The sequence below is a fragment of the Microbacterium aerolatum genome, assembly GCF_007988825.1.
GTDB lineage: Bacteria > Actinomycetota > Actinomycetes > Actinomycetales > Microbacteriaceae > Microbacterium > Microbacterium aerolatum.
The window spans coordinates 280,719-295,019 of the sequence record NZ_BJUW01000001.1; the positions used below are offsets into that span (position 1 = coordinate 280,719).

Sequence of the window (14,301 nt, forward strand, 5' to 3'; positions counted from 1 at the left end):
TCAACGTCCCGCGTGGACGCTGAACGTCCAGCGGACCGCCTTTTGCGGGTCGTTGAGCGCAGGAGCGAAGCGCCGGAGACGAAACGGGGTGAGCGAGGAGCGCAGCGACGAGTCGAAGCCTCCCCGATCCCGAACGGCTCAGTCGGCGTAGGGCACAGGCCAGTGCGGCTCGGGCACCGGCCATCCGGCATCCCGGAGCGCGCGACGCGCGAGCTCCCGCGCCGAGTACGGCGTGCGGACCCCGCGGATGTCGCGGTAGTCCTGGTGACCGGGACCGGCCCAGAGGATCGCGTCGCCCTCTTCGACCATGCCAACGGCGGCGACGATCGCCGTCTCCGGGGGCGAGAACTCGTGGATCTCGGCATCCGGCTGTGCCTCGCGCGCTCCGGCGATCAGCGTCGCGCGGATCGACGTAGGGTCCTCGAATCGCGGGTGGTGATCGGTGATGACGAGGATGTCGCTGCCCTCAACCGCAGTGCGCCCCATGTCGCGGCGCTTGGTGGCATCACGGTCGCCGTCGGCGCCGAACAGCATCAGCGTGCGTCCGGGCGTGACACGACGGACGGCGGCGAGGGTCTTCACGAAGGCGTCGGGAGTGTGCCCGAAGTCGACGTAGACCGCAGGGCCCTGCTCACCGGAGACGAGCTCGGTCCGTCCCGGCAGGTAGGCGTCGATGCGGCCGTCCCGCGTGAGGGCCTCGGTGATGCGCTCCCATGCGTAGCCGCCCTCGAGCAGCATGACGATGGCCAGGGCCGCGTTTGCGGCCATGTGCGGGCCGATCACGGGGACGACGGTCGTCAGGGTGCGCCCCTCAGGGCCGGTCATCGTGAACCGTGTGCCGCGCTGACGCTCCTCGTCGATCGTCACGACCCAGTCGGCGCAGGATGCCTCGTCGGCGTCGGCGGCGATCGCGGGAGTCCCCACGGTCACCACGGGCACCTCGGATGCCGCAACGACGTCTTTGCCGAAGGCGGAGTCGAGCGAGATCACCGCGCGGCGGGAGCGATCGGGGCGGAACAGCGGCAACTTCGCCTCGAAGTACTCCGTCATGTCGGCGTAATCGTCGAGGTGGTCGTGCGAGAGGTTGGTGAAGCCGGCGACGTCGAAGACGATGCCGTCGACGCGGCGGCGGGAGAGCGCCTGGGCGCTGACCTCGACGGCCACCGCCTCGACCCGGCGTTCCCGCATCAGTGCGAGCAGCGCGTGGGTCTCGTAGGCCTCTGGCGTGGTGAGGCGGGAGATGATGACGTCGCCGGCGATGTGCCGCTCGGCGGTGGACGACAGTCCCGTCACTGCGCCGAGCTGGCGGAGGATGCCCTCCAGCAGGTGCGTGACGCTGGTCTTGCCGTTCGTCCCGGTGGTGCCGAACAGCAGCGGCAGGTCGTCATCCGCCCCGGTTCCGTACACCCAGGCGCTGAGTGCTCCCAGCACGCCGCGGGGGTCGTCCACGACCACGATCGGCAGTCCGGTCTCGGCCGCGATGTCTGCGCCATCCTGGTCCGTCACGACCGCGACGGCGCCCTTCTCGGCCGCTGTCGCGGCGAAGGCAGCGCCATGCTGGTTCACCCCGCGGATGGCGACGAAGACGTCGCCGGGACGCAGGTCTGCAGTGGCGAGCGTGATTCCGGTCAGGGTGACGCCATCGATCGCACCGCGGGTGGCGGTGCCGAATCGGGCGGCGAGGTCCGTCAGGGCCCGCTGTGGCGGAGCGTCCGGACGGAGCACAGGGGGGAGGCTGGGCTGAGTCGACATAGCCTTCCAATGATCTCACGTGCGATCCCTGGGGCGCGTCGAGCAGATGCCCGGCGCGCCCCAGGAATCGACGGGGCGGACGATCTCAGCGTGCGCTGCGGCGTGCAGCCCTGATCGCGATCACCAGTGCGACGACACCGGCGAGCAGTCCTGCGGAGCCGAGAGCGATCCCGATGGTCGGTGCGGGGTCCGCCGCGGATGCGGCCGCATCGATCTCGCCCGCATGAGTGCCGTGGGTCTCGCTCACGGCATCCGCGGTGTCACCCACGGTGACGACCGGGGCGGGGGAGTCCAGGTCGTGCGGGTCCTCGCCCTCCTCGGCGATCTCGACCCACTCGTTCACTCCTGTCTCGCACTGCTGCTCGACCGGGAACGCGAGGGTCTCAGGTGCGTCCTCGCCGAGGCGCACGGCCATCGTCACCTCGCCGCGCAGGTCGTGCGGGATCGGCGCGGTGGCGGTGTAGCTGACCGCCGACACGAGGCCGTTGTCGGCGCGTTCGACGGCCACATCCCACGCGGCGTCGATCGTCGGCGACACAGACGTGAGGCCGTCCGGCATCGTGATGCGCAGCGCCGTGGTGGGCGAGTTCTCGCACCCGTGAGTGAACGAGAACGCGAGCACGGCGGATCCTTCGGGGGTGATGGCGTCGGGGCTGACGCCGACATGCGCCTGGGCGGCGGCAGGGGCTGCGAGCACGAGGCCGGCGGCCAGGGCTGCGACGAGCGCGCCGCGAGGGGTCTTCAGCATGGTTTCTCCTGTACGTGTGCAGAGTCGACTCTGCGTGCGGGCGCGACTGTTGCGCGCGGGATCCGCGATGGGTGAATTAAGTGACACGTGTGCGGCTGGTCAGCCGCGGGAGAGAACGGGTGGGCCTCGAAGAGTGACGTCGCCCACGAGGACCGTGGAGACGAAGACGCGTGCAGTCGGTGCAATGGATGCCGGCGTCGGCCAGCCGGTGTGCGGCTGCGGCACGTGCCGGTGCAGGATCGCACGCGCCCACCGTGCGACCGCGCGGAGCAGGCTCTCGCCGCGCCACAGCAGGGCGACGGTGAGGATGCCGGCGACGACGTGCGCGGCGAGCATCCCGGCATCCGGGGCGACGCCCTCGCCGAGCGGGGCGAGCACGAGGGCGTGCTGATGTCCGGCGCTCGTGGCAGCAGCGGCGCCCGGCGCGGCGGTGGCGTTCAGTGCGACGAAGAGCACGTGGAAGACACTCTGCGACAGCAGGACAGTCATCGCGAGCCTCGGCAGGCTGAGGCGTCTGCCGACGAGCAGAGCGGCGATGGGTGTGAGGAAGACGCTGAGAGCGGCGACGAGCAACGGGTGCGGTGCGGGCCCGCCGCCGATGGTGTGCGAGACCGCGGCGATGATGGTCGCGACCGACGATGCGGCGAATCCACGAAGGAGTCGCAGCTGCCGGGAGGTCACCGCTCCAGCCTATGCGGCTGATTCCTAGTCCGCGCGCAGTAGCGTTGGCTCGTGGAAATCCTGCTCTATGCCGTCGGCATCGTCTTCATGCTGATCGGCCTCGGTCTGTCGATCGGGCTGCACGAGATCGGACACCTCGTCCCGGCGAAGCTGTTCGGCGTGCGGGTGGGGCAGTACATGATCGGCTTCGGTCCGCGGGTCTGGTCCAAGCGCATCGGCGAGACCGAGTACGGCGTCAAGGCGCTGCCGGTCGGCGGGTTCATCTCGATGTCGGGGATGTATCCGGCATCCGACGGCAAGCCGGTGCGCGGTCTGTTCGCCTCTCTCGTGCAGGACGCCAGGTCGGCGAACGACGAGACGATCGCAGAGGGCTCCGAGGAGCGCGTGTTCTACCGGCTGCCGGTCTGGAAGCGGATCATCGTCATGCTCGGCGGTCCCGTGATGAACCTCATCCTCGCGATCGTGATCTTCACGGTGCTGGCGTCGGGGATCGGGCTTCAGCAGGGCACGACGACCATCGCGAGCGTCAACGAGTGCGTGCTCCCGGCCGGCACGACGCAGTCCGAATGCGAGCCCGGCGATCCGGCATCGCCCGCCGCCGAGGCCGGCGTGCTCCCCGGCGACGTGCTCGTCTCGATCGACGGGACGCCGCTGGACGACTTCGCAGAAGCGACCGCGATCGTGCAGGCGTCGCCAGGGCAGACTCTGGACATGGTCGTCGCCCGTGACGGCGAGAACCTGCATCTGTCGATCACGCCGATCACCGCGGAGCGGGCGCTGACGGATGCCGGCGGTCAACCGCGGCTGGATGCCGACGGCGAGCAGGTCGTCGCAGAGGTCGGCTACGTCGGCATGGGGGCTCAGATGGGCTTCGTGCCGCAACCGATCGGCACGGGCGCCACCATGGCAGGGGAGAACGTCGCGCGCGTGGCGGAGCTGATCGTGCAGCTGCCCGTCAAGCTCTGGGACGTCGGATCGTCGCTGGTCACCGGCGCCGATCGCGACCCGGACGGGCCGCTCAGCGTGGTCGGCGTCGGACGGCTCGCCGGTGAGGTCGCGTCGACGGATGCTCCGATCCTGAACCGGTTCGTCGTGCTGCTGAGCCTGCTCGGATCGCTGAACATCGCGCTGTTCGTGTTCAACCTGATCCCGCTGCTGCCGCTGGACGGCGGTCACGTCCTGGTGGCGCTGTGGGACGGCATCCGACGCGCGTGGGCGAAGCTGTTCCGCCGTCCGCCGCCGGCACCGGTGGACGCGACCAGGCTCGTGCCGCTGACTGTGGTCGTGGCGGTGCTTCTGATCGCGATGGGGGCGCTGCTGATGATCGCCGACGTCGTGAACCCGGTGAACCTGTTCCAGTGATCAGCTGATGCGCAGGGCGTGCTCGATGAGGCGCTCGAGCGTGCGGATACCGTCGCGAGACAGGATCGACTCGAGGTGTCCCTGCACACTGGCGTAGCCGTCGCCGCGCAGGGCGTAGACGTCTCCGGTGGCAGGGTCGGCGGACACGCCGCTCGTCTCGGAGCCGGGGGAGACCTGTGCCGTGAACGTGTTGTAGAACCCGATCGACGCTTCCTCGCCGAACACCGGCACCGTCTTCTGCAGTCCCTGATGCGGTGCTGCGAGCGGCGCGAGGTCGAGGCCGAGCCGATCCGCCAGGATCTGGTGGCTCAGGCACACCGCCAGTAGGGGAGCGCCCTGGTCCAGGCGGCGGCCGACGAGCTCGCGCATGCGGGCGATGCGCGGCGAGCTAGCATCGCGCGGGTCTCCGGGCCCTGGGCCGGCGACGAGCAGCTCGGCCGCGTCGATCGCGGCATCCTGAACCTCGTGCCACGGCATGATCCTCGCATCGAGGCCGAGGTGGCGCAGCTGGTGCGCCAGCATCGTGGTGAACCGGTCCTCGGCGTCGACGACCAGAGCCGTGCGGCCGGCGAACGGACCGGTCGACCCGTCCTCCTGAGGGTTCAGCCAGAACTCGGCCAGGCGGGAATTGCGCGAGGCGAGAAGGGCGGAGACCTCCGGATCGTCGGCGAGGGGAGTGTCCGTCGAGGGCTCATCGGGGTCCGCCTTGACCGCGGCGGCGGTGTCGCGCGGGATCGCTCCGATCGCGCCGAGGACGCCGGCGGCCTTGCCGTGCGTCTCGCTGACCTCGCCGTACGGGTCGGAGTGGCGCACGAGCGTCGCGCCGACGGGCACGCGCAGCCGCCCGTCCTCGAGATACACGGTGCGGATGAGGATCGGTGCGTCGACGTCGTGTCCGCCCTCGCCGTTCGGGGTGAAGAGGGCGGCGACGCCGGAGTAGTACCCGCGCGGAGTCGTCTCGTGGCGGCGGATCACGGCGCAGGCGTTCTGCATCGGGGAGCCGGTGACGGTCGGGGCGAACATCGTCTCGCGCAGGATGTCGCGCGGGTCGAGGCGGCTGCGGCCGCGCAGCATGTACTCGGTGTGGGTGAGGCGCGACATCTGCTTGAGGTGGGGGCCGGTGATGCGCCCGCCGTCGGAGCAGACGGCGCTCATCATCTTGAGTTCCTCGTCGACGACCATGAACAGCTCCTCGGTCTCCTTCGTGGAGGAGAGGAAGTCGATCAGGGTCGCCTTCGTGGCGCCGCCAGCCGGGTGGCGGAAGGTGCCGGAGATCGGGTTCATGGTGACGATGCCGTCGCGGGCGACCACGTGGGCCTCGGGGCTGGCGCCGACCGCGATGTGTCCCGGGGTGATGACCGCGAAGGTCCAGTAGGCACCGCGCTCGTGCGTGAGCAGCGCGCGGAACCAGGCGAGGGCGGTGCTGCGCTCCTCGGCGTCGACGGTGGCGGTGTAGTCGCGGCGGATCACGAAGTTGGCGCCCTCGCCACGACCGATCTCCTCGGCGATCACGCGGCTGACGACCTCGGCGTAGTCCTCATCGCTGATGTCGAATCCGGCATCCTCCAGCGGCACGGGAGCGGCGGGCAGAGCGGCGAGCATGTCGTCGAGCGGGAAATCACGGTGCTCGTCGACGATCAGGCAGCGCAGCGGGGTACCGTCGTCGGTGGCCGCGAAGCCGCGTTCGCGCACCTGGCGATAGGGGACCATGGCGAACACCTCGCGCGGTGTTCCGTCGATCGTGAGCGGGATGTCCGCGAGCAGGTCGACATCGCGGGTGGGGCCGGTGAGCAGTTCGACACTCTGTGCGCCGTCTCGTGCGATCAGGACGAAGGACGCGTCGGCATCCTCCACCAGCTCGGCGAGCAGGGCTGCGGTATCGGTCATCGATGTCTCCTGTGCAGTGCTCCGGCTCGGGCAAACGAAAAGACCGCCCCGGAGGCGGTCTGAATTCGTGAAATGCGAACGCACCGCCTAGAAGGCGGGCCACCAGGCGGTTGTGCGCATGGGCCGAAACTATCACAGTGCGGCATGCCGCGAATGCGCTTCCAGCCCCTGTCGATCTGGGCCGCGTAACCTTGAGAGCGTGCCTGCAGTCAATCTTGGGATGCCGAGCGTCCCCGAAGTCCTGAGCCCGCGTCGCAAGTCCCGTCAGATCAGCGTCGGCAAGGTGCTGGTGGGTGGCAATGCTCCCGTCAGCGTGCAGTCGATGACGACGACCAAGACGACCGACATCAACGGGACGCTTCAGCAGATCGCCGAACTCACCGCCTCGGGCTGCGAGATCGTGCGCGTGGCCGTGCCGCACCAGGACGACGCCGACGCATTGAAGATCATCGCGATGAAGAGCCAGATCCCGGTGATCGCCGATATCCACTTCCAGCCCCGCTACATCTACACCGCGATCGATGCCGGCTGCGGCGCGGTCCGCGTCAACCCGGGGAACATCCGCGAGTTCGACGGCAACGTCGGCAAGATCGCCGAGGCGGCGAAGGCTGCCGGCGTCTCGCTCCGGATCGGCGTGAACGCCGGTTCTCTCGACAAGCGGATCCTTGCGAAGTACGGCAAGGCGACCGCCGAGGCGCTCGTCGAGAGTGCCGTGTGGGAGGCCTCCCTGTTCGAGGAGCACGACTTCCACGACTTCAAGATCTCGGTCAAGCACAACGACCCGATCGTGATGGTCAAGGCGTATCGCCAACTCGCCGAGCGGGGTGACTGGCCGCTGCACCTCGGCGTCACCGAGGCGGGCCCGGCGTTCCAGGGGACGATCAAGTCGGCCACGGCCTTCGGCATTCTGCTGTCGGAGGGCATCGGCGACACCATCCGCGTCTCGCTGTCGGCGCCGCCGGCCGAGGAGGTCAAGGTCGGTCACCAGATCCTGCAGTCGCTGAACCTGCGCGAGCGCAAGCTCGAGATCGTGTCGTGCCCGTCGTGCGGTCGCGCCCAGGTCGACGTGTACACGCTTGCCGACTCCGTGACGGAGGGCCTGAAGGACATGACCGTCCCGCTGCGCGTGGCCGTGATGGGCTGCGTCGTCAACGGTCCCGGTGAGGCGCGTGACGCCGACCTCGGCGTGGCATCCGGAAACGGCAAGGGCCAGATCTTCGTCAAGGGCGAGGTCATCAAGACCGTGCCGGAGGCCGACATCGTCCAGACGCTCATTGAAGAGGCGAACCGCATCGCCGACGAGATGGGGCCGGACGCCGCGACCGGCACGGCGCAGGTCATCACCGCGTGATGTCGGCGACCGTCGTCACGTTCGCAGCTGAGGAAGTCCGCGCGGAGAGCACCGTTTCGGCAGCGCACGCGCGCCCGGAGGGTGCTGTCGTCGTGGTCGAGCAGACGCCGTTCCACCCCGTCGACCACACCTGGCCGGATCAGCCGGGGGATGCTGGCCTGATCCGGGCCGGTGATGAGTCCGCCAGGGTCGTCGAGGCGGTCATGGTCGCCGTCAGCGACGACGGTTCGTTCGCCGTCGGGGCGGACATCCCGGTCAAGCGAGGTGCCGAGGGATGGACGTGGCACGTCGGGCACCGGCTCGACGTCACGGAGCCGCCAGCGTGGCTCGATTCCGGCGCGGCCGTCACGCTCGAGGTCGATGAGGAGCGTCGCGACGGTCTCAGCCGCGGTCACACGGCTTGTCACCTGGCGTCGCTGGCGCTCGATCTCGCCGTCGCCGACCTGTGGCGAAAAGATCCCGGCATCGACGCCCTCGGGAACCCGGACTTCGAGGGGCGGGCGAATCAGACGAGCCGTATCCACGAGGGTGGAAGCGTCGACGAGTACCGACTCGGGAAGAGTCTGCGCAAGGCCGGCTTCGACACGGAGACGTTCGCGACGACGCTGCCGGAACGCGAGGCGCGCATCAACGCGCAGTTGGTGAGCTGGGTGGCCTCGGAAGCTGCGAGCGGCATCGAGACGGACGGTCCGACGATCATCGACCGGCGGCGCTGGCGCTGCGAGCTTCCCGAGGGGGATGCCGTGATGCCGTGCGGCGGCACGCACGTGAGCTCGCTGAGCGCGTTCGCGTCGATCTCGGTCGTGCTGGAGATGAGTGATCCGCAGACTCTGGTGATGACGACCACGGCGGTGCCGGCAGCCTGAGCAGGTGACGGGAGGCCCGCGACGTCAGCTCGCCAGGAAGCGCTCGATCGCCGCGATCGTCGTCGCGTTGTCGCGATGCAGTACTGCGTGGATGCCACAACTCTCCGCGCCCCGAGCCGGCGCTTCGTTGTCGTCGATGAAGAGCACGTCCTCGGCCGATGCGCCCATCCGCTCGAGAGCCATCCGGTATGCGCCGGCATCCTGCTTCGCTGATGCCGATAGCGTCGTGTGCGTGAAGATGCACGACGATGAGCTGGAGATCGACGAGCAGACCGTACGCCGGCTGGTCGACGATCAGTTCCCCGAGTGGCGCTCTCTTGCGATCCGTCCCGTCCCCGGCGCAGGCACGGTCAACGCTATCTTCCGCATGGGTGAGGACTACACGGCGCGCTTTCCGCTCACGGGCGAGGCGGGCCCGATCGCCGAGACGCTCCGACGAGAGGCCGTCGCGCTCGCCGAGCTCGCCGACGCGTGCCCGGTCCCGGCTCCGCGGCCCGTCGCCCTCGGCGCACCGGACATGGGCCACCCGCTCCCGTGGTCGATCCAGACCTGGATCCCCGGTACGGTCGCGACGCCCACTTCCGTGTCGCACTCCGCTGAGTTCGCCGGCGATCTCGTGAAGCTCGTCGAAGCGCTGCGGGACGTCGACACCAGGGGGAGAGCCTTTGGCGGCATCGGCCGCGGTGGCGACCTCAAGGACTCCGACGAGTGGATGGCGACCTGCTTCAGGCAGAGCACCGATCTGCTCCCGGTCGACCGTCTCCGCGCCCTGTGGGAGCGGATGCGGCTGCTCCCGGGTGCGGGCGCGTTGGCTATGACCCACGGCGACCTCATCCCCGGCAACCTCCTGATCCGCGAAGGCCGCCTGGCCGGAGTCCTCGACGGCGGAGGCTTCGGCCCGACGGACCCGTCACTGGATCTCGTCGCCGGGTGGCATCTTCTGGATGCCGACGCCCGAGCCGTCTTCCGGGAGGGGCTGGGTCCGGACGATCTGGAGTGGCGTCGAGGTGCGGCCTGGGCGTTCCAGCAGGCCATGGGACTCGTCTGGTACTACCAGCACTCCAATCCGCCGATGAGTGCGCTCGGTCGGAGTACCCTGCGCCGCATCCTCGACGACGACGAGATCGGTGCGGAGTGAACGGATGCTCGTGATCAAGACGCTCACCGAGGCGGACTGGCGTCAGTGGCGGACGCTGCGCCTGCGCGCGCTGCAGGACGCTCGTCCGCCTTCGGCTCACGCTACGAAGACTGGAAGGAAGCACCAGACGAGCGCTGGCGTCAGAGGTTCCAGAACCCGCGCATCCTGAACCTCATCGCCGTTCTCGACGGGACGCCCGTCGCGATGGCCGGCGGGATGCTGGGGGAGCGGATCGAGCTCATCTCGATGTGGGTCGCGCCGGAAGCTCGTGGAGCGGGCGTCGCCGATGCTCTCATCCGAGCGGTAGAGGCGTGGACCGCCCCTCTAGCCCCCGAACTATGGCTGTCGGTCATGCCGGAGAACGCCACGGCGATCGCGACCTATGCGCGCAACGGGTTCGAGCACGTCGACGAAACCGGGGATCCGCTTCCCCACGGACCAGGACACGAACTTCTCATGCGCAAGCTCCTCGACCGATCCGGTCGCAGCTGACTCAGGTCAGCGCGAACTCCACTTCGCCCTTCGCGATGTCCGCTGTGACGACGCGGAGCGTCACGGTCTCGCCCGGCTTCACGCCCGCCGGCACCGGCGCGGATGCCGTCACGGCCGGATCGGATACTTGAACGTCGGCGCGCTCGCCGCCGTTGCGGAGCTCGATCACCGTCGCTTCGATGGTCGACCCGACGAGCGGCCGCATGAGCGCGGCCTCCACCCGGTTGATCGTGTCCGCGTTCAACCGGGATGCGCGCTGGTTCGACGCCTGCATGAGATCCGGCAACTCGGCGAGGGAATCGCGTGCCCACGCCGGTGCGCCGGAGCCATCCGAGACGCCCAGACAGATCGCCAGCGCCCACCTGTCGACGAGCCGACGCAGGGGAGCGGTGGCGTGCGCGTACGGCGCCGCGATCGCCGCCTGCTCGACATCGGCGGGCACGGTCCCGTCGAACGTCACGTACCCCGCCCCGCGGAACAGGGATGCCGCAGCCTCCAGCACGGGCAGCGTCAGCGGGTCCGCGCGATCCAGGCTGCGCAGATACTCTCCGTACTCGCCGGTGGTCCACGGCCGGCCGAGTGCCTCGGTCTGGTGACGGAACGCCGCGAAGGCCGCGGCATCAGGCTCGGGCATCGTCCGCAGCACGCCCACCTTGGCCTCCAGCATCAGCGAGGCCGCCGCCATGCCGGTCATCAGGGAGAGCTGCGCGTTCCAGTCCTCGATCGGAAGCGGCGTGCGCCGCACGATCCCGTACGTCCCGTCCTCGCGCTGCACGACTTCCTCGTCCGGCATGTTCAGACTCGCGCCTCCGCGCTCCCGCTCCTTCTCCAGTCGCAGCTCCCCGATCACCGGCAGCAGCGACGCCGGCGACTCCTCACCGGCATCCAGCGCACGCTGTGCACTCTCGTAGTCGAGTTGCGCACGCGACCTGATCAGGGCCCGCTCGAGGCGGAAGTCCTCCACATCCCCCGCCGCGGACAGCGCGAAAGTCCACACCAGTGCTGGGCGGTCCTCGCCGGGCAGCAGCGACGCGCGCCCCTCGCTCAGTTCCCGCGGATGCAGCGGGATGGATCCGTCCGCCGCATAGAGCGTCTGGCCGCGTTCCCGTGCAGCGGCATCCAGCGCTCCGCCCGCGGCGACGAAGGCGGGGACGTCGGCGATCGCGTAGCGCACCTCGAAGCCGTCGCCGCTGCGGGCGAGGTGGAACGCCTGATCGAGGTCCCTCGATCCCAGCGGATCCAGCGTCGCGAACGGCACATCGCGCAGGTCGAGCCCCGGCGCGGGCGGCGTGACGGCGGATGCCTCGGCGATCGCCTCCGGCGAGAACTCCACCGGCGCGTCCAGCGACACCCGAAGTGAGGCGAGAGCCTCGGCGAGCTCGCTCTGCGCGGCGGACGGGGCGACATGTGATCGACGCTGAGGCATGCCCCCACACTAATTCCGGCCCAGGACGGCCGCGAAGGGTTTAGCGTGAAGCCATGACCGTTGCAGAGAAGGCACAGACTCTCCGTTCGCTCCACGACGCTCCCGAGATCCTCCGGGTCGTCAACGTCTGGGACGTGGTCTCAGCCAAGGCCATCGCGGCCCTTCCCGAGACCACCGCGCTCGCCACCGCAGGCCACTCCATCGCCGCCACCTTCGGGTATGCGGACGGCCAGATCCCTCGCGAGCTCATGATCGACATGGTCGGGCGGATCGCGGCATCCACTGAGCTCCCCGTAAGCGCCGACCTCGACGACGGATACGACGACGCGGGGGAGACCACCCGCCTCGCGATCGGCGCCGGAATCGTCGGCGCGAACGTCGAGGACCGCCTCAAGCCCTTCGCGGATTCCGTCGCCGTCGTCGAGGCGATCGTCAAGGCCGGTGAAGCCGAGGGCGTGCCGTTCGCCCTCAACGCCCGCACCGACGCGTTCGTGCGCGCAGGCGACCGCCCGATCGAGGAGAGCATCAAGGATGCCATCGACCGCGGCCGTGCCTTCCTCGACGCGGGGGCCACCTGCGTCTTCGTCCCCGGCATCCTGAACGCCGACGTCACGACTCAGCTCGTCGAGGGGATCGGACGAGGGAAGATCAGCGTCATCGGCCTCCCCGGCGCGCTCACCGCAGCCGAGTACGAGGCGCTCGGCGTTGCGCGCATCTCGTACGGCCCGATGACGCAGCGCGTCGCCCTCACGGCACTGCAGGATGTCGCCAAGAGCCTGTACGCCGACGGCGTCATCCCCGAGGGGACGCGCGGGCTCAACTAGAGTCCCTAGACTTGACGCGTGGTCACACGTCTCTCGAAATTCTTCCTCCGTACGCTTCGCGAAGACCCGGCAGGTGCCGAGGTAGCCAGTCACCGGCTGCTGATCCGCGCCGGGTACATCCGGCCGCAGGCCGCCGGCATCTTCGCCTGGCTGCCGCTGGGACTCAAGGTCAAGGCCAAGATCGAGACCGTCATCCGCGAGGAGATGGCCGCGGCCGGTGCGCAGGAGGTGCACTTCCCGGCCCTGATGCCCCGCGAGGCCTATCAGGCGACCGGCCGCTGGGACGAGTACGGCGACCTGCTGTTCCGCCTGCAGGACCGCAAGGGCGGCGACTACCTGCTCGCCCCGACGCACGAAGAGGCGTTCACGCTGCTCGTGAAGGACCTGTACTCCTCGTACAAGGACCTGCCGCTGACCCTCTTCCAGATCCAGGACAAGTACCGCGACGAGGCACGACCGCGCGCGGGCCTGCTCCGCGGCCGTGAGTTCACGATGAAGGACGCGTACTCGTTCGACGCATCCGACGCAGGGCTCGATGTCAGCTACATGGCCCAGCGCGACGCCTACGAGCGCATCTTCCAGCGCCTGGGCCTCGAGTACGCGATCGTGCAGGCGGATGCCGGGGCGATGGGCGGTTCGCGCTCGGAGGAGTTCCTGCACCCGACCCCGGTCGGCGAGGACACGTTCGTGCGCAGCGAGGGCGGCTACGCCGCCAACGTCGAGGCCTTCACGACCGCGATCCCCGACGCTCTGCCCTACGACGACGCCCCCGCGGCGACCGTCTTCGACTCGCCGGACACGCCGACCATCGAGACGCTCGTCGCGCACTCGAACGCCGTGCTCGACCGCGACGTAACGGCCGCCGACACGCTGAAGAACGTCGTGCTCGCGCTGACCCACCTCGACGGCACCCGCGAACTCGTCGTCGTCGGCATCCCCGGCGACCGCGAGGTCGACGACAAGCGCGCCGAGGTGGCCTTCGCGCCCGCCGAGGTCTCCACCGCGACACCAGAGGACTTCGAGGCCAACCCGCTGCTGGTCAAGGGCTACATCGGCCCGTGGTCGCCCACCGGCGCCGTCCTCGGCGAGGAATCCGCCACCGGCATCCGCTACCTCGTAGACCCCCGCGTCTCCGAGGGCACCAGCTGGATCACCGGAGCGAACCTCGACCAGAAGCACGCGTACTCCGTGGTCGCCGGCCGTGATTTCGAGGCCGACGGCATCGTCGAGATCGCCAATGTCCGCGACGGCGACCCGGCTCCCGACGGCTCCGGACCCGTCTCGCTCGCCCGCGGCATGGAGATCGGCCACGTCTTCCAGCTCGGTCGCAAGTACGCAGAGGCGCTCGGGCTCAAGGTGCTCGACGAGAACGGCAAGCTCGTCACCGTGACCATGGGCTCGTACGGCATCGGTGTCACCCGCATCCTCGCGATCATCGCCGAGCTCAACAACGACGACAAGGGCCTCATCTGGCCGGCGTCCGTCTCGCCTTTCGACGTGCACGTCGTCGCGGCAGGACGCGACCAGATCGCCTATGACGTCGCGGAGCAGGCATCGGCCGATCTCGAGGCCGCAGGGCTCGACGTGCTCTACGACGACCGCCCCAAGGTCTCGCCGGGCGTGAAGTTCGGCGACGCCGAGCTCGTCGGCGTGCCGCGAGTGCTCGTGGTCGGACGCGGCGCCGCCGACGGCCAGGTCGAGTTGTGGAACCGCCGGACGGGTGAGCGCGACAGCCTCTCGCTGGCCGAGGCGATCGAGAAGCTGACCCGCTGAT

General features: G+C 69.5%; 13 protein-coding genes. 7 read left to right on the plus strand and 6 right to left on the minus strand.

The window, feature by feature from the left end:
* Positions 1–138: 138 nt before the first annotated feature.
* From MAE01_RS01315 to MAE01_RS01325, 3 genes are all read right to left on the minus strand, one after another.
* Positions 139–1,752: a Mur ligase family protein gene (locus MAE01_RS01315; RefSeq protein ID WP_186806083.1), complete on the minus strand. Its 1,614-nt coding sequence runs from the start codon at positions 1,750–1,752 to the stop codon at positions 139–141.
* 85 nt (positions 1,753–1,837) lie between these two features.
* On the minus strand, positions 1,838–2,500 hold the full coding sequence (locus MAE01_RS01320; protein ID WP_147037747.1) for a YcnI family protein: 663 nt from the start codon (positions 2,498–2,500) through the stop codon (positions 1,838–1,840).
* A gap of 99 nt (positions 2,501–2,599) precedes the next feature.
* Positions 2,600–3,181 carry a hypothetical protein gene (locus tag MAE01_RS01325; protein WP_147037748.1) on the minus strand — a complete coding sequence of 194 codons (582 nt, stop codon included), beginning with the start codon at positions 3,179–3,181 and terminating at the stop codon, positions 2,600–2,602.
* 51 nt (positions 3,182–3,232) lie between these two features.
* Here MAE01_RS01325 and MAE01_RS01330 point away from each other — a divergent pair, with 51 nt between their 5' ends.
* Positions 3,233–4,543, plus strand: a complete 1,311-nt coding sequence (locus MAE01_RS01330) for a M50 family metallopeptidase (protein WP_147037749.1) — start codon at positions 3,233–3,235, stop codon at positions 4,541–4,543.
* Here the strand turns inward: MAE01_RS01330 and MAE01_RS01335 are convergent, their stop codons facing one another.
* Positions 4,544–6,430 carry an anthranilate synthase family protein gene (locus tag MAE01_RS01335; protein ID WP_147037750.1) on the minus strand — a complete coding sequence of 629 codons (1,887 nt, stop codon included), beginning with the start codon at positions 6,428–6,430 and terminating at the stop codon, positions 4,544–4,546. It lies immediately after the preceding gene.
* A gap of 199 nt (positions 6,431–6,629) precedes the next feature.
* Here MAE01_RS01335 and ispG point away from each other — a divergent pair, with 199 nt between their 5' ends.
* The gene (gene ispG / locus MAE01_RS01340) at positions 6,630–7,781 is read left to right on the plus strand and encodes a flavodoxin-dependent (E)-4-hydroxy-3-methylbut-2-enyl-diphosphate synthase (RefSeq protein WP_186806084.1); all 1,152 of its coding nucleotides are present in this window, start codon (positions 6,630–6,632) and stop codon (positions 7,779–7,781) included.
* Positions 7,781–8,647, plus strand: coding sequence for an alanyl-tRNA editing protein (locus tag MAE01_RS01345; RefSeq protein WP_229718303.1), 867 nt, complete (start codon positions 7,781–7,783; stop codon positions 8,645–8,647). Before ispG ends, MAE01_RS01345 begins: the two co-directional genes overlap by 1 nt.
* A 24-nt stretch (positions 8,648–8,671) precedes the next feature.
* Here the strand turns inward: MAE01_RS01345 and MAE01_RS01350 are convergent, their stop codons facing one another.
* Positions 8,672–8,908 (minus strand): HAD-IA family hydrolase, encoded by a 237-nt coding sequence (locus tag MAE01_RS01350; RefSeq protein WP_307723732.1) that lies wholly within the window; start codon positions 8,906–8,908, stop codon positions 8,672–8,674.
* Between MAE01_RS01350 and MAE01_RS01355 the strand changes: the two genes are divergently transcribed.
* Both MAE01_RS01355 and MAE01_RS01360 read left to right on the plus strand, forming a co-directional pair.
* Positions 8,886–9,785, plus strand: a complete 900-nt coding sequence (locus MAE01_RS01355; RefSeq protein WP_186806091.1) for an aminoglycoside phosphotransferase family protein — start codon at positions 8,886–8,888, stop codon at positions 9,783–9,785. The two genes, MAE01_RS01350 and MAE01_RS01355, sit on opposite strands and share 23 nt — an antisense overlap.
* 45 nt (positions 9,786–9,830) lie before the next feature.
* Entirely contained in the window at positions 9,831–10,277 is a 447-nt protein-coding gene (locus MAE01_RS01360; protein ID WP_222591634.1) for a GNAT family N-acetyltransferase, read from the plus strand.
* 1 nt (position 10,278) lies between these two features.
* Here the strand turns inward: MAE01_RS01360 and MAE01_RS01365 are convergent, their stop codons facing one another.
* Entirely contained in the window at positions 10,279–11,703 is a 1,425-nt protein-coding gene (locus tag MAE01_RS01365; protein ID WP_147037754.1) for an RNB domain-containing ribonuclease, read from the minus strand.
* 53 nt (positions 11,704–11,756) lie between these two features.
* Between MAE01_RS01365 and MAE01_RS01370 the strand changes: the two genes are divergently transcribed.
* Both MAE01_RS01370 and MAE01_RS01375 read left to right on the plus strand, forming a co-directional pair.
* Positions 11,757–12,527: an isocitrate lyase/PEP mutase family protein gene (locus MAE01_RS01370; RefSeq protein ID WP_147037755.1), complete on the plus strand. Its 771-nt coding sequence runs from the start codon at positions 11,757–11,759 to the stop codon at positions 12,525–12,527.
* Between the two features lie 18 nt (positions 12,528–12,545).
* Positions 12,546–14,300, plus strand: a complete 1,755-nt coding sequence (locus MAE01_RS01375; RefSeq protein ID WP_147037756.1) for a proline--tRNA ligase — start codon at positions 12,546–12,548, stop codon at positions 14,298–14,300.
* Position 14,301: the final 1 nt, after the last annotated feature.

Bases quoted from the DNA above. Each gene is read 5' to 3' on its own strand.
- MAE01_RS01320 (WP_147037747.1), bottom strand. From the start codon at position 2,500: ATGCTGAAGACCCCTCGCGGCGCGCTCGTCGCAGCCCTGGCCGCCGGC.
- MAE01_RS01335 (WP_147037750.1), bottom strand. From the start codon at position 6,430: ATGACCGATACCGCAGCCCTGCTCGCCGAGCTGGTGGAGGATGCCGAC.
- MAE01_RS01345 (WP_229718303.1), top strand. From the start codon at position 7,781: ATGTCGGCGACCGTCGTCACGTTCGCAGCTGAGGAAGTCCGCGCGGAG.
- MAE01_RS01365 (WP_147037754.1), bottom strand. From the start codon at position 11,703: ATGCCTCAGCGTCGATCACATGTCGCCCCGTCCGCCGCGCAGAGCGAG.
- MAE01_RS01315 (WP_186806083.1), bottom strand. From the start codon at position 1,752: ATGTCGACTCAGCCCAGCCTCCCCCCTGTGCTCCGTCCGGACGCTCCG.
- MAE01_RS01355 (WP_186806091.1), top strand. From the start codon at position 8,886: ATGCACGACGATGAGCTGGAGATCGACGAGCAGACCGTACGCCGGCTG.
- MAE01_RS01370 (WP_147037755.1), top strand. From the start codon at position 11,757: ATGACCGTTGCAGAGAAGGCACAGACTCTCCGTTCGCTCCACGACGCT.